The sequence below is a fragment of the Kaistia algarum genome (assembly GCF_026343945.1).
Taxonomy (GTDB): Bacteria; Pseudomonadota; Alphaproteobacteria; order Rhizobiales; family Kaistiaceae; genus Kaistia; species Kaistia algarum.
The window spans coordinates 38,613-61,006 of sequence record NZ_JAPKNJ010000003.1 but is presented as its reverse complement, the minus strand read 5'-3'; the positions used below and the strand labels follow the sequence as shown (position 1 = coordinate 61,006).

The window sequence follows — 22,394 nt, the reverse complement described above, 5'->3', positions numbered from 1 at the left end:
CCGCATCCCGGCCTTTCCGTCGCGCCTCACGGAAATGTGCATGCAACGTGCGAGAAGACCGGCAATTCAGGCCCACTCGCCCTGGCGCATGAGCGGCTCGGACTTGCCTGCCGCATCGATGCCGTCGACGTCAACCGAGCCCGAACCGATCATCCAGTCGATATGGATGAGGCTCTTGTTCGCGCCCTTCTCGGCGAGTTCATCGGCGCTCATCTTGTCGCCGCCGCGAATGCACTTCGCATAGGCCTGGCCGAGCGCGATGTGGCAGGCGGCGTTCTCGTCATAGAGCGTGTTGTAGAACAAAAGCCCGCTCGCGGAGATCGGAGAGGAATGGGGCACGAGCGCCACCTCGCCGAGACGCGCGGAGCCCTCATCGGTGTCGAGCACCTTTTTCAAGACATCCTCGCCCGTGCGCGCCGTCGCCTCGACGATGCGGCCCGCCTCGAAGCGGACCGAAATGTCCTCGATCAGCGTACCCTGATAGGAGAGCGGCTTGGTGCTGGTCACCGTGCCCTCGACCCGATCCTTGTGCGGCGTGGTGAAGACTTCTTCCGAGGGGATATTCGGGTTGCAGACGATGCCATTCTTGGCGGTCGACGCGCCTCCCTCCCATTCATGATCGTCGGCAAGCCCGACCTTCAGATCGGTGCCCGGACCCTTGAAATGGAGAGCGGAGAAGCGCTTGGCGTTCAGCAGCGCCGTCCGCGCATGCAGGGCGTCATTGTGCTCTGCCCAGGCTGCGATCGGGTCGCGGCGATCGACGCGCGAGGCGGCGAAAATTGCGTCCCAGAGTTTCGCGACGGCAATCGAATCCGGCTCGTCCGGAAAGACCGCCTTCGCCCAGGCCTGCGAGGCATAGGAGACGATCGTCCAGTTGATGTCGAAGCCCGCGATGAGCTCAAGGGCCGGCTGATAGGCTTTCGAGCGGGCACGATTGGCCCGCGAAACCTTGTCGCCATCCTGACCCGACAGCAGCGCGGGATTGTCGCCGGCGATGGCAAGCCGCGCGGCGCCATTCCGGAACGCACCGGCCATGCCTTCATAGAGCCAGCCCGAGGCGATATCGAAGCTGCCGTCCGGGGCATGACGGAAGCGCATCAGCGTCGTCTCGTCATCGGAAAACAGCGTCGTCACCAGCGAGGCGCCGGCTCTGTAAGCATGCTCGGTGATCCGGCGGACCAGGGGCAACGCCTCGATCGGCGCCGTCATCACCAGTTCCTGACCCTTCTGAAGCCCGAGCCCGACGCGGACGGCGACTTCGCCGAGCCGGTCCAGCTTGGATTCCTGGGTGAGGAAGGGATCGCGGTTGACCATGTTCATGGAGATTGGTTTCCGTTTCAACGTCGGCGCGACGTATCGCCGGGACCGACCATCGTCAAGAGCGTGGCGATACCATGGCACGGCGATGCCGGCTCACCAGCGCGCCGGCATCGCGGGGAAGAGCCAGGGTGTCGTAGAGCCCCATGAGGGCCACAACACCGACGATCAGGAAGGCCGAATGAAAGTCCGCGACCGTCAGCGTCTGGCTGCCGGGCGAGACAAACGCATCGGAGAGCCGGAGCGCGACCGCGCCGAGCGCAATGCCGAGGCCGAAAGTGATCTGCTGCACCAGGCTGAACAGCGTGTTGGCGCCCGCCATCTGGCCTTCCGGCACGTCGACAAAGGCGATCGTATTGATCGCCGTATATTGCATCGACCGGGCAGCGCCGGAGATGACGAGCACGACGACAAGGACGATACCGGGCGTCGACGGCGTCACGAAGGCCAGCGCCAGCAGCGTTGCGACGAAGACGAGACCATTGCCGATCAGCGTCGTGCGGAAGCCGAAGGTTCGCAGGACCCAGCTCGTCATCGGCTTCATACCGAGATTGCCGGCGAAGAGCGCCAGCACATAGAGGCCGGCCTGGAACGGATCGAGCCCGAAACCGATCTGCAGCATCAAGGGCACGAGGAACGGCACCGCGCTTACCGCCGTGCGGAACAGCGAGCCGCCATTCATCGTGACGCGGAAGGTCTGGATCCGCCAGGCGGCGAGATCCGGCAGCGGATGCGGATGATGTCGGGAATGGCGCACGGCCACGATGCCGATCACAAAGCTTCCCACCAGCACGCCTGCGCCGACGATCCACTTCGCCTCGCTCTGGCCGACCATGTCGAGACCATACATGAGCCCGGCGCAGGCCAGGCTCGTCAGCAGGAAGCCGAGCCAATCGAAACCCGGGCGGCCGGCTTGCTTGTCGTTGGGGATTATCCGGAGCGAAAGCAAGAGCGCCACGATGCCGAGCGGCACGTTCAGGATGAACACCCAGTGCCACGACGCATAGGTGGTGATGAACCCGCCCAGCGGCGGCCCGAGGATGGGAGCCGAGAGCGCGGGCCAGGTCAGCGTCGCGATCGCGCGCATCAAATCGGTCTTGCTGGTATTGCGCAGAACAACAAGGCGGCCGACCGGCACCATCATGGCGCCGCCCGCGCCTTGAAGAATGCGCGCCAGCGTGAAGCTCGTCAGCCCGGTCGCCATCGCGCACCAGATCGACGCAATGGTGAACACAGCGACCGCCCAGGCAAACACCGTCCGAGCCCCGAAACGATCCGCCATCCAGCCGCTCGCCGGAATGAAGATCGCCAGCGTCAGCATATAGACCGACATGCCGATATTCATGTCGACCGGCGCGACGCCGAACGACTTGGCCATCTGCGGCAAAGCCGTCGCAATCACCGTCCCGTCGAGGTTCTCCATGAAGAACGCACCGGCGACGAGATAGGCGATGAGAGCAGAGGGCTTTTCGCTCTTCGGCGTTGAGTTGGTCATGGAAAGGCGGGCAGACGGTCGCGGGCGGGTCTTTCTCTTCGCGCTTTATCGTCGCCGGCACAAGCCTTCAAGGACCGTCAAAGCTGTTGCCGGCAGAGGTCCTTATGTGCCCCAATGCGTCTTTGGGTTGAATTGGGTGCGCGATGGACTCTGCCAGAGACTTCATTCTCGAATTCAAAAGATGCGGTTGGCGGGGGATGAAGCCCGATCCCTTCGAGACTGTCCGGAATCTTATTACAACCAAATCTCCATTGATCTATGACGTCGCGGCCGTGGCACTGCGTGAACTCGAAGAGCTGCCGATCTTTGTGACGGTTCTGCTCGATCACCTTGAAGAAAAGCAGCTTGCCGAACTGGGGGAACTGGCGCTGGAGCTGCGGACCGAACGCGCCTCGGACGCGCAGCTATCAGTACTTTCTGCGGCTGCCTACCAACTGCCGTCGGTCCTGGGACCGCACCTTGCACGTCTCTATGAATTCATCGAACCCTTCAGCGACAGCCTGACGCCGGCCTGGCGCGCGGCGGATGCGGCGGAGGTGGCGCGACTGGAACGACTGCTGGATCAGGAGGATCCGATACAGCCTCTGATGTGTCTCTTCGAGACTTCCGACATCGGCGTAATTGACGAAACGATCGGCTGCCACCCGGCAATACCAAGCCGCACTCTCCAATATTGGTCACTTTTCTCGGCCTTGCACGTCGATCAGGGCCATACGACGCGGCTGACAGTCGGACCTTGTCATCATCTGCATTTCGAGTACGAACCTGACGCCTACAATCAAGAAGTAAAACTCGATCGGGAAAGGGTTGGTGCAAGAGAAAACCTGAATCCGACACTTAATTTGACTTCGAGTGACGATTTCGTCCGAGCCTTCGGCGGCGCGTTGGAGGACACCTGTGGCATCTGCGGCGGCGAACTTCACAAACTGATGGACTTATCCGGGCTGCCTGCGGAGTTTCGCGTCAGCGCTCCACGGCTCGTGCTTGCCACCTGCCTCAGTTGTCTCTTTTGGGAGCAGCACGTGCTCTCCTACGAGCACGACGATAGCGGTTTGCCGCATAGCCTCGATGGCAACGGCGAATTTCACGAACCCAAGTTTCCCGCCGAACCGCTCGCTGAGACGGTCGTGCGAGTGTCCCAGACGCCCTCACGATGGCAAGAACAACGCTGGGGGGAACAGAACATTAATCGCCTCGGCGGGCGCCCAACGTGGGTACAGGAGCCGGACTTTCCCAATTGTCCGAAGTGCCAGATAGTTATGCCCTTCATCGCCCAGTTCGACTCTCTTCTGGCGACGCGGTCCGGCTATGAATGGCTCTGGGGTAGCGGCGGCGTTGGCTATTTCTTCTGGTGTGACAATTGCCGCGTCAGCGCCTCGATATTGCAATGCACCTAGCGCCCCGCAATCCGCTTCAGCCCACCGCGAACGGATCTTCGACCCGCGGCCAGATCGGGCGGTTCAATTTCTTGTAGTCCGTGATGCGCGGGTTCGAGGGATAGGGCGCGCCGGCATCGATATACAGGATTTCGGCGGCGATCGGCAGGAAGCCGGCGTGGAAATGATTGGTCGACTTGACCAGCAGGATCGACTTCGCGAGCGGGTCGAGGCCGAGATTGGAATAGATGTCGGGCTCGAAGGTCTGCGTCCGGTTGGTGTTCAAGATTACTTCGGTCTTGGTCCCGACGATGCGGACGAGCGCCGCCGGGCCGAGCGTCACCCGGCTCTTGCCGAAGCTCTGCCAGGATTCGGGCGTGGCGTTCAGAACGTCGACCAGCGCATCGATCGGCGCCCCACCGTCCGGTCCCGCCTTGCCGCCGAAGCGGAGCTGGATGCGAGCGCCGGTCCCAGCCGCGAGGCAGAAAGTGACGGCGATCGGGTCCCAGATCGTCGCGACAGCCACATCTTCGATGCCGCGCTCGATCATGCGGCGGAGGATCAGCGTGCCGTCGCCGGCGACGCCGCCGCCCGGATTGTCCCAGGTGTCGGCGATGACTACCGGCTTGCCCGGCTTGGTCGCCGCGATCTCCAGCGCCTTGTCGATGCCTGCATCGATCGACAGCAGCGGCACCATGGTCTTGCCGCGCATCGAAAAGACCTCGCGGCCGAGGCGCTCGGCCAGCGCGTCGCCCTCGGCCTTGCGATCATCGGTGACGACGAGGACGCGCGTGCCCAGTTCGGGGACATCGCCCGCCATGAAGCCATGGATCAGCGAGACGGAGAGGATGCCGTCCTTGCCGTGCAGCGCCTTCATCCGGTCGACGAAGGAGCGCATCGGCTCGCGGCTGGTCGGATAGACGTCGATCATGCGGCAGTCGAAGGTCGAGATCACCGGCTTGATCTCGCCGCGGATCGTCCGGATCGCGAGATCGACGACGTGCTCGCCGCGCTCGTAGAAATCGGTATGCGGGAATTCGAGAAACGCGGCGAGAATGTTCGAATTCTCGACGCGCTTCGGCGTCAAATGGCTATGCGGATCGAGTTCGGCGGCGACGATCACGTCGGGGCCGACGATCGCGCGCACATGCTCGAGCAAATCGCCCTCGCAATCGTCATAGCCCTGCGCCACCATCGCGCCATGCAGCCCCAGCACGACGGCGTCGACCGGTAGCGCCGCGCGGAGCTGGCCGAGGATCTCGTCGCGCAGCGTTTCATAGGTAGCCCGCTGCACGAGCCCGCCGGGCTCGGCCCAGGTCGCCGTGCCCTCGACGAGATCGATGCCATCGCTTTTCGCACGCGCGCGGAGCGCGACGATCGGCGAAGAACACAGCGTCGGCGTCGGCGGATGATCACCGGGGCCGGCATAGAACGCCGCCTCGAAGCTCGCGCGATCGGTGGGTACCGGCGAGAAAGTGTTGGTCTCTGTAGCGAGCGAGGCGGCGAAGATGCGCATGGAGGGGTCCGATCAGCCGAGCGGCGCGTAGGCGATAGCCTCGATCTCGACCTTGATGTCGATCATGAGGCGCGCCTCTACTGTCGTGCGTGCGGGCGGCTCGGACGGGAAATAGGTGGCATAGACTTTGTTGAACGCACCGAATTCGCGGGCGTCATCAAGGATCGCGAAGGTCTTCACGACCTGATCCATCGTGCATCCGGCGAGCGCCAGCGCCGCCTTCACATTCTCCAGCGTTTGGCGCGTCTGCGCCTCGATGCCCCCCGTAACGACCACGCCGGTGGAATCGGTCGGCACCTGCCCCGACACGTAGACGAAGTCGCCAGCGCGCACGGCCGGCGACAGCGGCACATGCGAGCCGCCATAGGTGATCTTCTTGAGCATGATCGGACTCTCCTCGGATTCGTCGCGTCCATGTAAATTCCCGACATAGAGCGGCGTCAAGGGGCGTTTGGGCGCAGCACTCATGTTGCTTTTTTTCACGATTGCGCGAAATCTGAGGCTCCTCGGAGGTGAATCATGTTCGGATTGGAAGACAAGCACGTTGTCGTGAGCGGCGCCGGCGGCGGCATCGGCCGTGCGCTTGTGACGGTGTTTCTGCAAGCGGGCGCCCGCGTCACCGCCTGCGACCGAGATCCGGCGCTTCTGGCCGCGCTTTCGGGCGTCGAGACGGAGTGCTTTGAGCTCACGGATCACGAGGCGTCGCAGCGCGCCGCTGAGGCGATCCTGGCCCGTTCGGGCGCGCCGGACGTCATCATCGGCAATGCCGGCTTCACCCGCGCCGAAGGCATGGCGAATGTCACGCCTGCCGTGTGGGACTTGGAAATCGCGATCAACCTGACCGGCGGCTACAATCTCGTTGCCCCTTTCCTGCCAGCTATGACCGAGGCCGGCGGCGGCTCGATCGTCTTCGTTTCTTCGGTGAATGGCCTCGCCCATTTTGGCAACCCGGCCTATTCGGCGGCGAAGGCGGGCCTGATCGGCTATGCGCGCTCCTTGGCGGTCGAATGCGGCCGCTCCGGCATCCGCGCCAATGTCGTCTGCCCCGGCTCTGTGCGTACCCCCGCCTGGGACCATCGCCTATCCAAGGAACCCGACCTCATCACCGAGGTGTCGAAATATTATCCGCTCGGCCGCATCGTGACGCCGGAAGAGGTTGCGCAGGCCGTGCTGTTCCTCGCCTCGCCTCTGTCGGGCGGGATTACCGGCGTAGCCCTGCCGGTGGACGCCGGGCTGATGGCGGGCAATCTGCGCTTCGTGCGCGAGATCATCGGCGCCTGACCATGGTGCCGATCATCGACGTCATCGCGCGCCTTCGCGAGATCGAGGCGGACGGCAGCCGCGCCGACCGCCGACTCGCAACGACGGTGCTCGGCGACCTCGATTTCGCCTCCAAGGCCTCGATCGTCGATCTCGCCGCACGCGCTGGCGTCAGCGAGCCGACGGTGACGCGATTCTGCCGGACGCTCGGGGCTGACGGGATTCGCGAATTCAAGTTCCGCCTGGCCCAGGCACTGGCTGTCGGCGGCGTCTTTCTCAATCCGCGCGCCGAAGGCACCGAAGGTCGCCGGCGGATCGTCGACACCATCGCCGACGGCGCAATCCTCGCGATCGAGACGCTGAGGGCCAGCGCGGATCCCGAGCGGATCGAGGCCGCGGCGCAGCGTCTGGCCGGCGCGCGCTCGGTGCTCGCCTTCGGCTCCGGCGGATCTTCATCGATTGCCGCCAGCGAATTGCAGCATCGCCTCTTTCGCCTGGGCCTCGCGATCGCCGCCTATTCCGATGGCGAATTGCAGCGCATGACCGCATCGGCCGCCGGTCCGGAAACGACGGTCGTGGCCTTCTCGATCTCCGGCCATGTGCGGCCGATCATCGATGCCGTCACCATCGCCCGTCAGTACGGCGCCTCGACCATCGTGGTCACCGCCCCCGGCTCGCCTTTGGCGGATGCCGGCGAAATTCTCGTGCCGTTCTTGGTCGGGGAGGACGAAGGCCTGCTGCTGCGCCCCTCCCCAACCCGCTATGCGCTGATCGGCTGCGTCGACATGCTGGCGATCGCAACGGCGGAGGCGCTGGGTCCGCAGGTCCTGGAACGGCTGCGCCGCATCAAGCAGAGCATCAACACACTGAAGCACAACGACCCTCGCCTGCCGATCGGCGACTGACCTTTTCAAGCAAGGAAACGACAATGTCCCAATCCATCGACGCGCTCGAAACGCCCTGCATCCTCATCGACCTCGATAAGGCCGAGGCGAATTTGAAACGCGCGCAGGACTATGCCGACGCCCATGGCGTGCATCTGCGGCCCCATATCAAGACGCACAAGCTGCCCTCCTTCGCCCGGCGCCAGGTCGAACTCGGCGCCATCGGCATCACTTGCCAGAAGCTCGGCGAGGCCGAGGTCATGGCCGATGCCGGCATCGAGGATATCTTCCTGCCCTACAATCTGATCGGCGAGCCGAAGCTGGCCCGGCTGCGCCAGCTTTCCGAACGGGTGAAGCTCGCCGTGACCGCCGACAGCGCCTTCGTCATCGACGGCTATGGGCGCGCCTTCGCCGACAGCGCCACGCCCCTCGTCGTGCTCGTCGAATGCGATACGGGCATGGGGCGTGCCGGCGTACAGACCCCGGAGGAAGCCCTGGCGCTCGCTCGCCATATCGCTTCGACGCCGGGCCTCGTCTTCGGTGGCATCATGACCTATCCCGCGACGGGCAAGGCAGCAGAAGCCCGCGCCTGGCTCGATGCGGCCGTCGCAGCACTGACGGATGCTGGATTCCCGCCCAAGATCGTGTCGACCGGCGGTACGCCGGATCTTTGGCATGCGCACGAGACGGCCGCCGCCACCGAATATCGTCCGGGCACCTATATCTATCTCGACCGCTTCCAGGTCGCGAAGGGCGTCGGCACGATCGATGACTGCGCGCTGACGGTGCTCACCACGGTGGTAAGCCGCCCCAACGACGGACGGGCGATCGTCGATGCCGGCTCCAAATCACTCACCAGCGACCTGCTCGGCATGTCGGGCTATGGTCAGATGCTCGGCTACCCCGACGCCGTGATCGCCGGCCTCAGCGAAGAGCATGGCACGATCGACCTTTCGGCCTCCAAGGAAAAGCCGGCTATCGGGGAGCGGGTACAGATTCTGCCGAACCACGTCTGCCCGGTGGTCAATCTGTTTGACCGCGTCCATCTCGTCTCGGGAGGCCGAGTTGTTCGCACCGAACGCGTCGAGGCGCGGGGACGAGTCGACTAGGACCGCTCAGTCCTCGACGTTCTCCTCGGCAAGCGCCTGGATCGCCGCGTCGATCCTGCGCTTCAAATCCTGCAGGATCTCGAAGTGAGCTTCGAGCTCCTCGCGCCGAAGCTCGCCCCTGACCAGGAGTTGCTCGGCATCGACGATCATCGCCGCGCTCTTGCGGTCGCCCTCGACTTCACCGTCGATGACATCGCCGTAGAGAAAGGCCGCGCGCGATCTCGCATCTTCCACACGGTTGGCCAGCCCCGTTCGTTCGCTTGCGGCGTCGGCAATGGCCCGATCGATCGCCACCTGGATCGTCGAAAGCCGCTCTATGTCGGCTCGGAGATCTCTCTCCCTGGACCGAAACCGTGGAAAAAGCACGACATGCGCCCCCTGCACTTTGCTGACGCGACTACCGCTCGCTTGCGCAACCCGCGTCCGCGCCGAGTACCCGCGCGGCCCTGTTACACCGACGGTGTCAGCGTCCCTTGCCCGCGCCCGACGGGCCAAGCTCCTCGATCATGTGCTCTACAGCCATGATCACGTTCTCGAGATCCGAAATCTTCCGGATGGCGCTGTCCGTTGGCAGCCCATCTGCGAGGGCCGCCTGGCTGATCAGCTTCTGCTGCTGCTCGACGAGACGGCTCCGAAGAACGGTAAGCTTCTTGTTCATGAAATCACTACTCCTACAACGGCGCGCATTATAGGACCCACGCCCTAGCCGGCAATGGCGGATTTGAGACCATGGCGCCTTCATTCCGAGACATAGCACGTCGTTGCTGGGGAATACCGACCTCTCTGCCCGGATAAGGGCCGCTTCGGCTTGACCTGCCGTGGATCCATGGCGGATTCTTTCATTAACGAATCAATGCGATGGGAGATTCGCCATGATGCGCCGCATGTTTCTGACGGCCGCTCTTGATCGCCTCATCGAAGAAGGCGAGATCCGGCGCCGATCGAATGCCTTCCGCGTGATGAAGCTGGTGATCGAGAACGGCGTTACCGTGCTCAACGAGAACCAGCGAAATCTGTATGAGGAAGAACTGATCCCGAAGATCGAACGCGTGGCGCTGCATGAATCGAGGGCCATAAATGCGAGCCATGCGGCATAGTCGCTCCCGGACGGGCCGATTGTAGAAAAATCGTTCCACAGGCCGGACCGCCGCACCCCGCATTGAGCTTGAGCCGGCCGCTGCCTCCGAATAGACGTCATGCCGAACTCGATCGCTGCGATCCCGCAGCAGGATGTGACTCATGACGACGACTGAGGTTTCTTCCCCGCCAATCCCGAAGCTGGTGCATTCCAGCCTGGAATTGATCGGCAAGACGCCGATGCTGGAGCTGTCGACCTTCGATGTCGGCCCCTGTCGGCTGTTCGTGAAGCTCGAAAGCCAGAATCCCGGGGGCTCCATCAAGGACCGGGTCGCGCTGTCGATGATCGCCGCGGCAGAGCGTGACGGCCGCCTCAAGCCGGGCGGGACCATTGTCGAGGCTACCGCCGGCAATACGGGCCTCGGTCTCGCCCAGGTCGGCCTGCCCAAGGGCTACAGGCTGATCCTCGTCGTTCCCGACAAGATGTCGCGTGAAAAGGTTCAGCATTTGCGTGCCATCGGCGCCGAAGTGCGGACCACGCGCTCCGATGTCGGCAAGGGTCACCCCGAATATTACCAAGACATGGCCGAGCGTATCGCCGAGGAGACCGGCGGCTTCTACGTCAACCAGTTCGGCAATCCGGCCAACCCCCTGGCGCATGAGACGACGACCGGCCCGGAGATCTTCGAGCAGCTGGGCGGCAAGGTCGACGCGATCGTCGTTGGTGTCGGCTCCGGCGGAACGCTTTCCGGCATCGGCCGCTATTTCAAGCGCGTCTCGCCGACGACGCAAATGGTGCTCGCCGACCCGAAGGGGTCGGTGCTGGCTCCCTTGATTGAGACCGGCCAGATGATCGAGGCGGGCAGTTGGGCGGTCGAAGGCATTGGCGAGGACTTTGTGCCGCCCAATGCCGACCTTTCGCTCGTCGCGCGCGCCTTCACGATTTCCGACAGCGAGAGCATCGCCACGGCGCGAGACCTTCTCGCCCGCGAGGGCATCCTGGCCGGCTCATCCTCCGGTACGCTGCTGGCGGCAGCCTTGCGCTATTGCCGCGAGCAGACGACGGCCAAGAACGTCGTGACGTTCGTATGCGACAGCGGCAACAAATATCTGTCAAAGGTCTTCGACGACGTCTGGGTCGCCGAGCAGGGCCTTTCCGACCGCGTCCGCCATGGCAATCTTCGCGATCTCGTCGCCCGTTCGGTGGCCGGCGGCGCCGCCGTCACCGTTGCGCCCAGCGACACGCTCTCGACCGCCTATGCCCGCATGCGCTCCGCCGATGTCTCGCAGCTTCCCGTCATCGAGCACGGGCAGTTGGTCGGCATCCTCGACGAAAGCGACGTGTTGAACTCGCTCCACATTTCGCACGAGGGCAGCGGCCCGAGCTTCGCGGCCAAGGTCGCCGACGCCATGGTGACGACGCTCAACACGCTGCCCGCAAACGCCCCGATCGAAGCTCTGCTGCCGGTGTTCGAGCGCAATGAGGTCGCCATCGTCATGGACGGCCAGGATTTTGTCGGCCTCATCACGCGCATGGACCTGATCAACCACGTGAGACTCGCGCCTTGACCCGTACCGAAAGACCGAACCGCCTCGCCTTCGCTACGAGGACCATCCATGGCGGGCAGAGCCACGATCCGCTGACCGGCGCCGTCATGGTGCCGATCTATGCGACATCGACCTATGCGCAGGAGAGCCCCGGCGTCCACAAGGGCTTCGAGTATGGGCGCTCGCAGAATCCGACGCGCTTCGCCTTCGAGCGGGCCATTGCCGACCTCGAAAGCGGCACGGCGGGCTTTGCCTTTGCCTCAGGCCTCGCGGCGATCGCAACGACGCTCGAACTGCTTTCCTCAGGCGACCATGTCGTCGCGACCGATGACATCTATGGCGGGACGTTCCGCCTGCTAGAGCGCGTTCGCAAGCGTTCGGCCGGGCTGGAGGTCGACTTTGTCGACTTCACCGACCTCGCCGCCGTCGAGGCGGCGATCCGCCCGACGACGAAGATGCTGTGGGTCGAGACGCCGACCAATCCGATGCTGCGCATCGTTGACCTCGAAGCGGTGGCCGCACTCGCCAAGCGCCGCGGCCTGATCGCCGTCGCCGACAACACCTTCGCCAGCCCCTACGTCCAGCGCCCGCTGGAGCTTGGCCTCGACATCGTCGTGCATTCGACGACCAAATATCTGAACGGCCATTCGGACATGATCGGCGGCACGGTCGTGGTTGGCGACAATTCGGACCTCGTCGCCCAGATGCGTTTCCTGCAGAACGCCGTCGGCGCCATTTCGGGACCGTTTGACAGCTTTCTGGCGCTGCGTGGCCTCAAGACCCTCGCGCTCCGCATGCAGCGGCACTCGGAGAACGGCCTCGCCATCGCGCGCTGGCTGGAGCAGAGATCCGACGTGCGCCGCGTCGTCTATCCAGGGCTCGAAAGCCACCCGCAGCACGAGCTGGCGAAGCGGCAGATGCACGCCTTCGGCGGCATGATCAGCGTCGACTTCGACCGCGACCTTGCCGGCACCAAGCGTTTCCTGGAACGGGTGGAGATCTTCACGCTCGCCGAAAGCCTTGGCGGCGTCGAGAGCCTCATCGAGCACCCGGCGACGATGACCCACGCCTCGATTCCCGCCGATCAGCGCGCCGCGATCGGCATATCGGACTCGCTCGTCCGATTCTCGGCGGGAATCGAATCCGCCGACGACCTCATCGCCGATATCGAGCAGGCGCTCGGCTGAGTTCAGCTCGGCAGCACGTCGAAGGATTCCGCCTGCGCGAGCGACCAGCTGCGATGGTAGAAGCTTGTGCTGGCGCTCTCGGGCGGATCGAGGAGTTCGCCGGGCTTCAGGAAGACATGCAGCTGCGACAGCAGCTGAATCTCGGAAGACGAGACCCGCTGCGCCAGATGCTGCGGCCCGAGTTCGGAGGGATGGCTAAGACCGGCCGCCGCCAGCATCTCGGCAAGCGCGCCCAGCGTATGACGGTGGAAGGCGGCGACGCGATCGGCCTTGTCCGGAACGACGAGCGAGCGCTGGCGTAACTTGTCCTGCGTGGCGACGCCGGTCGGGCATTTGTTCGTGTGGCAGTGCAGCGACTGGATGCAGCCGATCGCGAACATGAAGCCTCGCGCCGAGTTCGCCCAATCCGCACCGATCGCGAAAACGCGGGCCATGTCGAAGGCCGAGATGATCTTGCCGCTGACGCCGACGCGGACCCGATGCCGCAATCCGACGCCGACGAGCGTGTTGTGGACGAACAGCAGTCCCTCGCGCATTGGCACGCCGATGTGATCGGTGAACTCGACCGGCGCGGCGCCGGTCCCCCCTTCGGAACCATCGACGACCACGAAATCCGGAACGATCCCGGTCGCGAGCATCGCCTTCACGATGCTCATAAATTGCCAGGGGTGGCCGATCGCCAGCTTGAAGCCGACCGGCTTGCCACCGGAGAGCCGCCGGAGTTCGGCCAGGAAGTGCAACATGCCGATCGGCGTATCGAAGCTTGGATGGCTGGCCGGCGAGATGCAGTCGACGCCCTCCGGCACGCCGCGAACCGCTGCGATTTCTGCCGAGACCTTGTGTCCGGGCAGGATGCCGCCATGGCCGGGCTTGGCGCCCTGACTCAGCTTCAGTTCGATCATGCGGATCTGTGGGCTGGCAGCGCGGGCCGCGAACTTCTCGGGGTCGAACAGCCCCGCCTCGGTGCGGCAGCCGAAATAGCCGCTCGCAATCTGCCAGACCAGATCGCCGCCATTCTCCATATGATAGGGGCTGACGCTGCCCTCGCCCGTGTCGTGGCAGAAGCCGCCCAGGCTGGCGCCTCGATTGAGCGCCCGGATCGCGTTGGCCGAGAGCGAGCCGAAGCTCATGGCCGATACATTGAGCACCGACGCCGAATAGGGCTGCGAGCACTGATCATTCCCGATCGTCACCCGAAAGGTCTTCGGGTCCGCAACCGGGGCGGGGCGGACCGAATGGCCGATGAACTCATAGCCACGCTGGTAGACATCCTGCAGCGTTCCGAAGGGGCGCTGATCCGGCTCGTTCTTCGCCCGCTGATAGACGAGCGAGCGCTGGACGCGCGAGAACGGGACCTTGTCGCTGTCATTCTCGAAGAGATATTGCCGAAGCTCCGGTCGCACGGACTCGAAGAGATAGCGCGCATGGCCGATGACCGGATAATTGCGCAGCACGGCGTGACGGGTCTGTACAATATCGTACAGGCCGAGAAGTCCAAGCCCTAGGAATATCCCGAGCGGCACCCAGTAGCGTCCTGTATCGACCACGAGGATGAGCGCGATCACGGCGAGAAGCCAACAGAGCCCGAAGATGATGTACCGATTCAGAATAGAGGGCACGACAAAGCCATGATATCGCTGCATTGCTCGACATCCCTTTCCGGGAATTCCCCGCCTCCGCCGACCGCTTCAACTCAGCCGTCGATCGCGCCTCGTACGCTGGCGGCCAATTGTTCCATCGAGAACGGCTTGCCGAGGAGGCGGACGCCGGGGTCGAGCAGACCATTGTGCACGACCGCGTTGCGCGTATAGCCCGTCATGTAGAGAATCTTCAGCCCAGGCCGAACCGCGAGCACCATCTCGGCCAGTTGGCGACCGTTCATCTCCGGCATGACGATGTCGGTGAAAAACAGATCAATACGCCGGTCGGACTGGACAATGTCGAGCGCAGCGGCGGCGCGATCGACGTGGACCACCGTGTAACCCAGCTCGCGCAGCGCATCGACGGTGAGGCGCCGCACTTCCGGCTCGTCCTCGACCAGGAGGACAACCTCGCCTGGCACCCCTGGAACCAGCACCGACGCGGAACGCTCCTGTCCGGCCTCCGCGTCGGAACCATAATAGCGCGGCAGATAGATCTTGACCGTCGTGCCCTGTCCCACCTCGGAATAGATCTTCACATGGCCGCCGGACTGCCGGACGAAGCCATAGACTTGCGAAAGGCCCAGCCCACTGCCCTTGCCGACGGCCTTTGTGGTGAAGAACGGCTCGAAAACCCTGCTGGCCACCTCCGGCGTCATGCCGGAGCCGGTATCCGTCACGGCGATCAGCACATACTGACCGGCCGGTATTCCCGCATGCTCGGAAGCGTATCCAGGGTCCAGGCTCGCATTGGCTGTGTCGATCGTCAGCTTACCGCCTTCAGGCATGGAATCACGGGCATTCACCGCGAGGTTGAGAAGGGCGTTCTCGAGCTGGGCCGGGTCGGCGTGCGTCTTCCATAGCCCGGCACCCAGAACCGTCTCGATCTGGATCGCCTCTGTCAGCGTTCGCTGCAGCAATTCGGACATGCCGGCAACGAACCGGTTCGGATCGATAGTCTGGGGTGAGAGCGGCTGTTTGCGCGCAAAGGCGAGGAGGCGCTGCGTCAGGGAGGCAGCGCGCTGCGCGCCCTCTTGCGCGGCCGAAACATATTTGCCGATATCGGTGTCGCCGCGTTGCAGCCGTCGTTCAATCAGATTCAGACTGCTGACGATGATCGCCAGCATGTTGTTGAAATCATGCGCGATGCCGCCCGTAAGCTGTCCGATCGCCTCGATTTTCTGAAGCTGGCGAACCTGATCCTCGGCGCGCTCCCGGCGCGTCATCTCGAAAGTCAGCTCGTTATTGGCGACGGCGAGGGAACGCCGGGCATTCTGCTCGCGCCGCGCATCGCGGATAGCGAGCCCCGTCAGTATCGCGAGCAATACGACCGCGATCGCCGGCAAGGCCAGCATGCGCAGGAGCCATTGCTGCCAGCCGGCGACAACGGCACTGCGCGAGACATCCACGCTCAGATAGAGGGGATGGTCACCGACGCGGCGAAACTGGCCGAAGCGCTCATCCTCGCCCTGGCTCGAATAGCTCCCGGATGCGGGCAGTTCGGCGATCTGCTCGGCAAGCCCATCGGGCTGGACCAGACCTTGATCTGGAAATTGAGCGACGACCTCGGCCATCGGCGCTCGGGCCAGCGTCACCCGTGCATCATAGGGAAGCGCGATGCCGCTCCAATAATCATTGAAATAGCTGATCCCCGCCGTTGCGGAGACCATGCCCCGAAAGCTGCCGTCCGGATTTTCGAGCCGGCTAGACAGCAGGAAAGTCGGCTTGTGCGTTACCCGGCCGACGATTCGCGGCCCGATGAAAAGATCGTCGATCGGCAACTTCGCCGCCTTGAAGTTCTCTCGATCCGCCGCATTCGATTTCGGAGCCGGCCAGTCGAACGTCGTGGCGCGCAGTTCCCCCGTCTCATCATTGAACCAGACGTCCTCGATATAGGGAATCGCTCGGACGAGACTTGTCATCTGCCGGCTAAGTTCAGTCGAAGACGCGATCCCGTCCCAATCCAGGCCGACGGTTAACGCTGACGAACCTTTGAGGGCCACTCGGGCCACTTCGAAGAGCCGATTGGCGTGATCGGTCAGGAAGAAGTCTTCGCTGCGAAGCTGGGCGCGAATATCATCAAATCGCCGCGAATACTCCATCCGCGCGAAAATGGCGGAGCCGGCGATCGTCAGGAAAATTCCAAGAAGCCCGATGGCCGCGACGAGCGAAGTCACATCCAACCGCGCCCGGATACGCTTCAGAAGTTCCACCGCCACCTGGCCCGCCCCGTCCCATCGCAACCATCCACGGAGAACCTATAGGCGGATCCGGCATCGCGCCAGAAGGCGCTGCAACGTTTCAGCCGCCGACATCGCCTTGGCCATGTTTGGCCCACGCCGCCTCATGGAGCTTTGCCGCCTCGTCCTCCAGCAACGGCCCGATAACTTCGATCTTCCGCTGTCCCGCGGCGAAAACGACCTCGCAGGGCAGATCCAGCGTCGGGTTCTCCGGATGATTCCCTGTCATCGCCTTCAGGCGCTTCTCGCTGAGGCCGTAGACGACCCGGCCCACACCTACCCAATAGGCAGCGCCCGCGCACATCGCGCACGGCTCCGCCGACGTGTAGAGCGTGCAGTCCGCCATCGTCTCCGCGCCAAAGGCGATGCCCGCGCGCGTCATCAGCACGCGCTCGGCGTGCCCCGTCATGTCGTGATACGGCATGAAGCCGTTTTCCTGCTCCATCAGAACCTTGCCGGCGCCATCGACGAGAATGGCACCGAAGGGGTGCTGGCCGCTGGCGAGCGAGCGCTCGGCAACCACGAAGGCGAGGCGAAGGAAATGCTCGTGATCGAGACCGGTCACGGCAGGCTGGGCGGGTTCGGACGACACGTCGTTCTCCTGTGGATGCGCGGCCATGGTGCGTCCCCGGAAGGTCTTTCCTTCAGGGTCTGGCACACGAGCATCTATAACCCACTGTACCATGCACGAGCGCGGCTCTGCCGGCTCGATTCTTGCTGAACGGATTGCTTGTGTTGAACGCAGTTCGCGTTTTGCGCCATCGGGATCCAAATCGACGTGAAATTGCGTCGAAGCACGGGTCCTACCTGCCTAAAATCTGTGCCGGCCCATCGGCACCAGTTCGAATGCGACACGGAAGAGAGCGACATGAATGAAAGGCTGAGGCCTCTGGGATCCAGCGAGCGCAACGTCTGGCAGGTGAGCGATACGAGCGCCGATCTCGCGCGCGCTCCCCGTCCAGTGCGGCCGATCACCTTCGCGGCCCCGCCCAAACAAATCAGCATCGACCTGGCGCGGACTGGCATCGTCATCATCGACATGCAGAACGACTTCTGCCATCCGGATGGATGGCTCGCCGGCATCGGCGTCGACGTCGAGCCGGCCCGTCGCCCGATCGAACCGCTGGCGCACCTGCTGCCAGCTTTGCGCCGTGAGGGCGTCTGCGTCCTGTGGGTGAACTGGGGCAACCGGCCCGACAAGCTCAATCTCAGCCCGGCCCTTCTCCACGTCTATAATCCGACGGGCGCCGGCATCGGCCTCGGCGACCCGCTCCCGAAGAATGGCGCACCAGTGCTGGAAGCGGGGAGTTGGGCGGCGGCGATCGTCGATGAACTCGTGCCGGAGCCCTCCGACATCCATATCGCGAAATATCGCATGTCCGGCTTCGTCGACACTGCTCTCGACAGCATCCTGCGCAATCTCGGCCTGACGACGCTGCTCTTCGCCGGGGTCAACGCCGACCAATGCGTGCTCGCGACCCTGATGGACGCGAATTTCCATGGCTATGACACGTTGCTGCTGGAAGATTGCTCGGCGACGACGTCGCCCGACTACTGCATGCAGGCAACGGTCTACAATGTTCGCCAATGCTTCGGATTCGTGACGCGCTCCGCGGATGTTCTCGCCGGCATTGTTTCGGCATAACGGGCATCCCCGGCAAAGGCCACTGACACCGTTCGGGAATGATGTTCCTAGCTCCGCACGGATACGGAAAATCATTCTAATCGTTTAAGGAACAAAGCACGAACGTTCGCCTATCGACCGATGATTTCATCCCTCCGTCAGGTTAAACTTAGACAATGGATCGCCTGCCGGTCCTCAGGCGTTGCAACCCCGTACCGTCATCCGACGCGGCTTTCGCCGCCCCCACTGGAGACAACGCGATGTCCCCCTTCATCAGCCGCCGCACGCTCCTCGCGGCCGCGATCACGCTGGCCGCCGGGCTACCGCTGGCCATTCCTTCCGCGACTTTCGCAGCCGAACCCGTCAAAGTCGGCTCCAAGATCGATACCGAGGGGTCGCTTCTCGGCAACATCATTATCGCCGTGCTCGATGCGAACGGCATCCCGACGGTGAACAAGGTGTCGCTCGGCAATACCAAGATCGTGCGCGGCGCGATCACGGCCGGCGAGATCGACATCTATCCCGAATATACGGGCAATGGCGCCTTCTTCTTCTCGGTCGACAGCGATCCGGTCTGGAAGAATGCGAAAGAAGGCTACGAGAAGGTCAAGCAGCTCGACTTCGACGCCAACAAGATTGTCTGGCTGACGCCCGCCCCGGCCGACAACACCTGGGTGATCGCCATCCGCAAGGACGTGGCCGACGCCAACCAGCTGGCGTCGCTGGAGCAGTTCGCGACCTGGATCAATGGGGGCGGCACCTTCAAGATGGCAGCTTCGGCGGAGTTCGTCGAAAGCCCTGCTGCCCTGCCGGCCTTCCAGACAGCTTATGGATTCAAGCTCGGATCCGACCAGATCGTGACGCTGGCCGGCGGTGACACCACGACCTTCATCAAGGCGGCCGCCGAGCAGACCTCGGGCGTCAACGGCTCTCTCGCTTATGGCACGGATGGTGCGCTCGCCGCGCTCGGCCTCATTGCGCTCGCCGACGACAAGGGCGTCCAACCAGTCTATGCGCCCGCGCCGATCATTCGTGAGGCCGTGCTGAAGGACTATCCGCAGATCGCCGACCTTCTGGCGCCCGTCTTCCAGACGCTGGACGGCCCGGCGCTGCAGAGCCTCAACGCCAAGATTGCGGTCGACGGCCTCGATCCGAAGCAGGTCGCGACGGACTATCTGAAGTCGAAGGGATTGCTGAAATAGGCGGTAGGGTTCGATGCGATCCGCATCGGAGCCGGCTGGCGAAGTCGAAGGTGATCAGGGCGAGGCGGAGCCGCGGCTGAACCGGGTCCGTCTCCTCCTCGTCGCCATCGGCCTCATCGGAGCCGTTGCGCTCGACTTCCTGTCGCGTTCGCCCAATCGGCTCCTCTCCGGCCAGCCCGTGCCGTGGGGCGTCATCATTGAGGGCGGCCGTATCGTCGCCTTCGCTCCGGCGGTGGTGATCCTCGTCGGCATCTTCATGCCGGGACGACGCGGGCTTCACCTCGCCGTGGCGCTTGCGGCCGCGATCCTCGCGGCCTCCTTGCTCTGGCTTGCCGGCGACGCCGCGCTTCGGCTGTTCGATCCGGCTGCGCCAGCGGCGCGAACCTCCTTCGGCGGCGCGTTCTGGATCCTGGAGGCGGCGACTGTCCTGATCGCGGCCGACGCGATGCAGCGCCTGGGTCTTTCTCCCGCCGCAAGGCTCGCGGCCGGCCTGGCGCTGACGCTGCCGACGCTCGCCGTGCTTTTCTTGGGCGGCGCCGACAGCCTTTCCATCCTCAAGGAATATGCCAATCGCCGCGAAGTCTTCGCCGAGGCGGTCCTCCGCCACATCCAGATCGTGGGCGCGACGCTTGTTCCGACGCTTCTCATCGGCATCCCGCTCGGCATCGCCGCCTTTCGGAGCGCCCGCCTGCGAGGCCCGCTCTTCGCCGTCTTGAACGTCATCCAGACGATCCCCTCCATCGCCCTCTTCGGCCTGCTGATCGCGCCGCTCTCCGGCCTCGTCGCGATCGCCCCAGCGCTGGGAGCGCTCGGCATTTCCGGCATTGGTGCGACCCCGGCGATCATCGCGCTGACGCTTTATTCGCTGCTGCCGATCGCGCGGAGTACCGCGGCGGGGCTCGAACAGGTTCCCGTTTCCGCCGTCGATGCCGCCACTGGAATGGGCATGACGCGCGGCCAGATTTTCCGCAGCGTCCAGGCGCCGCTCGCTTTGCCCGTGCTGCTGGCGGGGCTGCGCGTCACGGTAGTCCAGGCGGTCGGCATGACGGCGGTCGCCGCCCTCATCGGCGCCGGCGGCCTCGGCGCCATCATCTTTCAGGGCCTCGCGGCGAGCGCTCTCGATCTGGTGCTGCTCGGCGTCGTGCCGCTGGTCGCGCTCGCCGTTGCCGCCGATGTCCTGCTGAAGCTCGCCATATCGATGATGAGGAGGAACGCCGCATGATCGAGTTCGAACATGTCGGCAAGCATTATGGCGAGTTTGCCGCCGTCGACGATCTTTCTCTCAAGATCGAGGCCGGCGAGTTCTGCGTGCTGATCGGCCCGTCCGGCTCCGGCAAGACGACGACGCTGAAGATGATCAACCGCCTGATCGAGCACGACCGCGGCCGCATCCTCTTCGCCGGCGAAGAGATCCGGTCGTTCCGGATCGAGGAACTGCGCCGCCGCATGGGCTACGCCATTCAGTCCATCGGCCTCTTTCCGCACCGGACGGTGGAGGAGAATATCGCGACGGTGCCGAAGCTGCTGAAATGGCCAAAGGCGCGTATCCGCGACCGCGTCACCGAACTCCTCACCCTCCTCGGCCTCGACCCCGAAACCTATCGCGCCCGCTATCCGCACCACCTATCGGGCGGTCAGCAGCAGCGCGTCGGCGTGGCACGGGCGCTGGCAGCTGACCCTCAGATCCTCCTGATGGACGAGCCGTTCGGCGCGCTCGATCCGGTGACCCGCGATACGCTGCAGGCCGAAATGCTCCGCATCCACGCGGGATCGGGAACGACCATCGTCCTCGTCACGCACGACATGGACGAGGCGGTGCGGCTGGCCTCGCGCATCGTAATTCTCGAAGGCGGCCGGATTGCGCAGACCGGAACCCCGCGCGAGATCCTGACCCGGCCAGCCAACGATTTTGTCGCCGATTTCGTGGGCCGCGAAGACATCGGCATCAAGCTGCTGGCCATCGAGACCGTCGCCGAGCGCCTGCGCCCCGGGGAGACGGCGCCGGGCGAGCCGGTCGCGGCGTCCACGAGCCTGCGCCAGGCGCTGTCGCTGCTGGTGTCGCGCGGCGTCGACAAGCTGGGGGTGGTCGGTCCCGACGGCAGGCCGCTCGGCGTCCTGCATCTCGCCGACCTCGCGGTGCCGCGATCATGAGCCTTGCCCCTGCCGATCCAGCGCCAGCCCGGCGCCCGTTCGCGATCGATCCGCTGGTAGTCGCATTCCTCGCACTGGTCGCGCTCGTCTTCGGCATGCCGTGGCTGAAGCCGGTGTTCGCGGCGCTCTTCCCTGGACAGGAGCGACCGCTTTTCGAGCAGGACAGCTTCTGGAGCCTGACCCTCGCTCATATCGGCCTCGTCGCCATCTCCAGCGCCGCCGCGACCTTGGTCGGCGTTGCGGGCGGGATCTTCGTCACGCGCCGGTCCGGGCGCGAGTTTCGGCCGCTGCTTGAGACCGTGGTCGCCATGGGACAGACCTTTCCGCCCGTCGCGGTCCTCGCTGTCGCGGTTCCCCTCCTCGGCTTCGGGCCGGCGCCGGCGCTGATCGCACTGGCGCTTTACGGACTGCTGCCGATCACCGAGGCGACCGTCGCCGGCATCGAATCCGTTCCCGCTAGCGTGCGCGAAGCAGCACGCGGCATCGGGATGACAAAGCGAGGCATCCTGTTCGGCGTCGAGCTGCCTCTGGCAGCGCCGGTCGTCCTGTCGGGCGTGCGAACCTCTGTCATCATTAACATCGGAACGGCGGCGATCGCCTCGACGGTCGGCGCGAAGACGCTCGGCCTGCCGATCATCGTCGGCCTCTCCGGCTTCAACACGGCCTATGTGCTGCAGGGCGCACTCGTCGTCGCCCTGCTCGCCATCGTCACCGACCTCGCCTTCGATCGTCTCGGCCGGCATCTTGGCTCCTGGAAAGGCTGAGAGC

At 64.3% G+C, this 22,394-nt stretch carries 21 protein-coding genes; 12 read left to right on the top strand and 9 right to left on the bottom strand.

Features of this window, described 5'->3' with window-relative positions:
- Positions 1 to 66 precede the first annotated feature (66 nt).
- Together OSH05_RS18610 and OSH05_RS18605 are read right to left on the bottom strand one after the other, a co-directional pair.
- Entirely contained in the window at positions 67 to 1,320 is a 1,254-nt protein-coding gene (locus tag OSH05_RS18610) for an aminopeptidase (RefSeq protein ID WP_104218143.1), read from the bottom strand.
- Positions 1,321 to 1,375: 55 nt separating this feature from the next.
- Positions 1,376 to 2,812, bottom strand: a complete 1,437-nt coding sequence (locus OSH05_RS18605) for an MFS transporter (protein ID WP_104218144.1) — start codon at positions 2,810 to 2,812, stop codon at positions 1,376 to 1,378.
- Positions 2,813 to 2,955: 143 nt separating this feature from the next.
- On the opposite strand from OSH05_RS18605, the gene OSH05_RS18600 reads away from it, so the two are divergent.
- Complete coding sequence (locus tag OSH05_RS18600; protein WP_104218145.1) at positions 2,956 to 4,209, top strand: YwqG family protein; 1,254 nt, start codon at positions 2,956 to 2,958, stop codon at positions 4,207 to 4,209.
- A gap of 16 nt (positions 4,210 to 4,225) precedes the next feature.
- Here OSH05_RS18600 and OSH05_RS18595 read toward each other — a convergent pair whose 3' ends face one another.
- Complete coding sequence (locus OSH05_RS18595; protein ID WP_104218146.1) at positions 4,226 to 5,704, bottom strand: M81 family metallopeptidase; 1,479 nt, start codon at positions 5,702 to 5,704, stop codon at positions 4,226 to 4,228.
- Positions 5,705 to 5,716: 12 nt separating this feature from the next.
- Positions 5,717 to 6,088 carry a RidA family protein gene (locus OSH05_RS18590; protein WP_104218242.1) on the bottom strand — a complete coding sequence of 124 codons (372 nt, stop codon included), beginning with the start codon at positions 6,086 to 6,088 and terminating at the stop codon, positions 5,717 to 5,719.
- 135 nt (positions 6,089 to 6,223) lie between these two features.
- On the opposite strand from OSH05_RS18590, the gene OSH05_RS18585 reads away from it, so the two are divergent.
- From OSH05_RS18585 to OSH05_RS18575, 3 genes are read left to right on the top strand one after another with little or no spacing between them, the layout of a single operon-like run.
- Positions 6,224 to 6,985: an SDR family oxidoreductase gene (locus OSH05_RS18585; protein WP_104218147.1), complete on the top strand. Its 762-nt coding sequence runs from the start codon at positions 6,224 to 6,226 to the stop codon at positions 6,983 to 6,985.
- Positions 6,986 to 6,987: 2 nt separating this feature from the next.
- Positions 6,988 to 7,869: a MurR/RpiR family transcriptional regulator gene (locus OSH05_RS18580; RefSeq protein ID WP_104218148.1), complete on the top strand. Its 882-nt coding sequence runs from the start codon at positions 6,988 to 6,990 to the stop codon at positions 7,867 to 7,869.
- A gap of 23 nt (positions 7,870 to 7,892) precedes the next feature.
- Positions 7,893 to 8,957, top strand: coding sequence for a D-TA family PLP-dependent enzyme (locus OSH05_RS18575; RefSeq protein ID WP_104218149.1), 1,065 nt, complete (start codon positions 7,893 to 7,895; stop codon positions 8,955 to 8,957).
- Positions 8,958 to 8,963: 6 nt separating this feature from the next.
- Here OSH05_RS18575 and OSH05_RS18570 read toward each other — a convergent pair whose 3' ends face one another.
- Complete coding sequence (locus OSH05_RS18570) at positions 8,964 to 9,251, bottom strand: hypothetical protein (protein ID WP_104218150.1); 288 nt, start codon at positions 9,249 to 9,251, stop codon at positions 8,964 to 8,966.
- A gap of 169 nt (positions 9,252 to 9,420) precedes the next feature.
- The gene (locus tag OSH05_RS18565) at positions 9,421 to 9,615 is read right to left on the bottom strand and encodes a hypothetical protein (protein WP_104218151.1); all 195 of its coding nucleotides are present in this window, start codon (positions 9,613 to 9,615) and stop codon (positions 9,421 to 9,423) included.
- Between the two features lie 214 nt (positions 9,616 to 9,829).
- On the opposite strand from OSH05_RS18565, the gene OSH05_RS18560 reads away from it, so the two are divergent.
- The 3 genes from OSH05_RS18560 to OSH05_RS18550 all read left to right on the top strand — a co-directional run bounded on the left by OSH05_RS18560 (position 9,830) and on the right by OSH05_RS18550 (position 12,769).
- Positions 9,830 to 10,054, top strand: coding sequence for a hypothetical protein (locus OSH05_RS18560; protein WP_104218152.1), 225 nt, complete (start codon positions 9,830 to 9,832; stop codon positions 10,052 to 10,054).
- A gap of 142 nt (positions 10,055 to 10,196) precedes the next feature.
- The gene (locus tag OSH05_RS18555) at positions 10,197 to 11,603 is read left to right on the top strand and encodes a pyridoxal-phosphate dependent enzyme (protein ID WP_104218153.1); all 1,407 of its coding nucleotides are present in this window, start codon (positions 10,197 to 10,199) and stop codon (positions 11,601 to 11,603) included.
- Positions 11,600 to 12,769, top strand: coding sequence for a cystathionine gamma-synthase (locus tag OSH05_RS18550; protein WP_104218154.1), 1,170 nt, complete (start codon positions 11,600 to 11,602; stop codon positions 12,767 to 12,769). The genes OSH05_RS18555 and OSH05_RS18550 overlap by 4 nt, the downstream gene beginning before the upstream one ends.
- A 2-nt stretch (positions 12,770 to 12,771) precedes the next feature.
- Here OSH05_RS18550 and OSH05_RS18545 read toward each other — a convergent pair whose 3' ends face one another.
- The 3 genes from OSH05_RS18545 to OSH05_RS18535 all read right to left on the bottom strand — a co-directional run bounded on the left by OSH05_RS18545 (position 12,772) and on the right by OSH05_RS18535 (position 17,241).
- Positions 12,772 to 14,412 carry an FMN-binding glutamate synthase family protein gene (locus OSH05_RS18545; protein WP_104218155.1) on the bottom strand — a complete coding sequence of 547 codons (1,641 nt, stop codon included), beginning with the start codon at positions 14,410 to 14,412 and terminating at the stop codon, positions 12,772 to 12,774.
- A gap of 50 nt (positions 14,413 to 14,462) precedes the next feature.
- Positions 14,463 to 16,628, bottom strand: a complete 2,166-nt coding sequence (locus OSH05_RS18540; RefSeq protein ID WP_266352771.1) for a hybrid sensor histidine kinase/response regulator — start codon at positions 16,626 to 16,628, stop codon at positions 14,463 to 14,465.
- 82 nt (positions 16,629 to 16,710) lie between these two features.
- A complete protein-coding gene (locus OSH05_RS18535; RefSeq protein WP_266352770.1) occupies positions 16,711 to 17,241 on the bottom strand; it encodes a nucleoside deaminase in 531 nt (176 codons plus the stop codon).
- Between the two features lie 276 nt (positions 17,242 to 17,517).
- Here OSH05_RS18535 and OSH05_RS18530 point away from each other — a divergent pair, with 276 nt between their 5' ends.
- The 5 genes from OSH05_RS18530 to OSH05_RS18510 all read left to right on the top strand — a co-directional run bounded on the left by OSH05_RS18530 (position 17,518) and on the right by OSH05_RS18510 (position 22,390).
- On the top strand, positions 17,518 to 18,294 hold the full coding sequence (locus tag OSH05_RS18530) for a cysteine hydrolase family protein (RefSeq protein WP_104218157.1): 777 nt from the start codon (positions 17,518 to 17,520) through the stop codon (positions 18,292 to 18,294).
- Positions 18,295 to 18,533: 239 nt separating this feature from the next.
- Complete coding sequence (gene osmF, locus OSH05_RS18525; protein WP_104218158.1) at positions 18,534 to 19,475, top strand: glycine betaine ABC transporter substrate-binding protein OsmF; 942 nt, start codon at positions 18,534 to 18,536, stop codon at positions 19,473 to 19,475.
- 13 nt (positions 19,476 to 19,488) lie between these two features.
- Positions 19,489 to 20,697 carry an ABC transporter permease gene (locus OSH05_RS18520; protein ID WP_104218159.1) on the top strand — a complete coding sequence of 403 codons (1,209 nt, stop codon included), beginning with the start codon at positions 19,489 to 19,491 and terminating at the stop codon, positions 20,695 to 20,697.
- Positions 20,694 to 21,626, top strand: a complete 933-nt coding sequence (locus OSH05_RS18515) for an ABC transporter ATP-binding protein (RefSeq protein ID WP_104218160.1) — start codon at positions 20,694 to 20,696, stop codon at positions 21,624 to 21,626. The genes OSH05_RS18520 and OSH05_RS18515 overlap by 4 nt, the downstream gene beginning before the upstream one ends.
- Positions 21,623 to 22,390, top strand: a complete 768-nt coding sequence (locus OSH05_RS18510; RefSeq protein WP_104218161.1) for an ABC transporter permease — start codon at positions 21,623 to 21,625, stop codon at positions 22,388 to 22,390. The genes OSH05_RS18515 and OSH05_RS18510 overlap by 4 nt, the downstream gene beginning before the upstream one ends.
- The last annotated feature ends 4 nt before the right edge of the window (positions 22,391 to 22,394 follow it).

Coding starts and splice junctions, on each gene's coding strand:
- OSH05_RS18610 (WP_104218143.1), bottom strand. CDS start 1,320: ATGAACATGGTCAACCGCGATCCCTTCCTCACCCAGGAATCCAAGCTG.
- OSH05_RS18605 (WP_104218144.1), bottom strand. CDS start 2,812: ATGACCAACTCAACGCCGAAGAGCGAAAAGCCCTCTGCTCTCATCGCC.
- OSH05_RS18600 (WP_104218145.1), top strand. CDS start 2,956: ATGGACTCTGCCAGAGACTTCATTCTCGAATTCAAAAGATGCGGTTGG.
- OSH05_RS18595 (WP_104218146.1), bottom strand. CDS start 5,704: ATGCGCATCTTCGCCGCCTCGCTCGCTACAGAGACCAACACTTTCTCG.
- OSH05_RS18590 (WP_104218242.1), bottom strand. CDS start 6,088: ATGCTCAAGAAGATCACCTATGGCGGCTCGCATGTGCCGCTGTCGCCG.
- OSH05_RS18585 (WP_104218147.1), top strand. CDS start 6,224: ATGTTCGGATTGGAAGACAAGCACGTTGTCGTGAGCGGCGCCGGCGGC.
- OSH05_RS18580 (WP_104218148.1), top strand. CDS start 6,988: ATGGTGCCGATCATCGACGTCATCGCGCGCCTTCGCGAGATCGAGGCG.
- OSH05_RS18575 (WP_104218149.1), top strand. CDS start 7,893: ATGTCCCAATCCATCGACGCGCTCGAAACGCCCTGCATCCTCATCGAC.
- OSH05_RS18565 (WP_104218151.1), bottom strand. CDS start 9,615: ATGAACAAGAAGCTTACCGTTCTTCGGAGCCGTCTCGTCGAGCAGCAG.
- OSH05_RS18560 (WP_104218152.1), top strand. CDS start 9,830: ATGATGCGCCGCATGTTTCTGACGGCCGCTCTTGATCGCCTCATCGAA.
- OSH05_RS18555 (WP_104218153.1), top strand. CDS start 10,197: ATGACGACGACTGAGGTTTCTTCCCCGCCAATCCCGAAGCTGGTGCAT.
- OSH05_RS18545 (WP_104218155.1), bottom strand. CDS start 14,412: ATGCAGCGATATCATGGCTTTGTCGTGCCCTCTATTCTGAATCGGTAC.
- OSH05_RS18530 (WP_104218157.1), top strand. CDS start 17,518: ATGAATGAAAGGCTGAGGCCTCTGGGATCCAGCGAGCGCAACGTCTGG.
- osmF (WP_104218158.1), top strand. CDS start 18,534: ATGTCCCCCTTCATCAGCCGCCGCACGCTCCTCGCGGCCGCGATCACG.
- OSH05_RS18520 (WP_104218159.1), top strand. CDS start 19,489: ATGCGATCCGCATCGGAGCCGGCTGGCGAAGTCGAAGGTGATCAGGGC.
- OSH05_RS18515 (WP_104218160.1), top strand. CDS start 20,694: ATGATCGAGTTCGAACATGTCGGCAAGCATTATGGCGAGTTTGCCGCC.
- OSH05_RS18510 (WP_104218161.1), top strand. CDS start 21,623: ATGAGCCTTGCCCCTGCCGATCCAGCGCCAGCCCGGCGCCCGTTCGCG.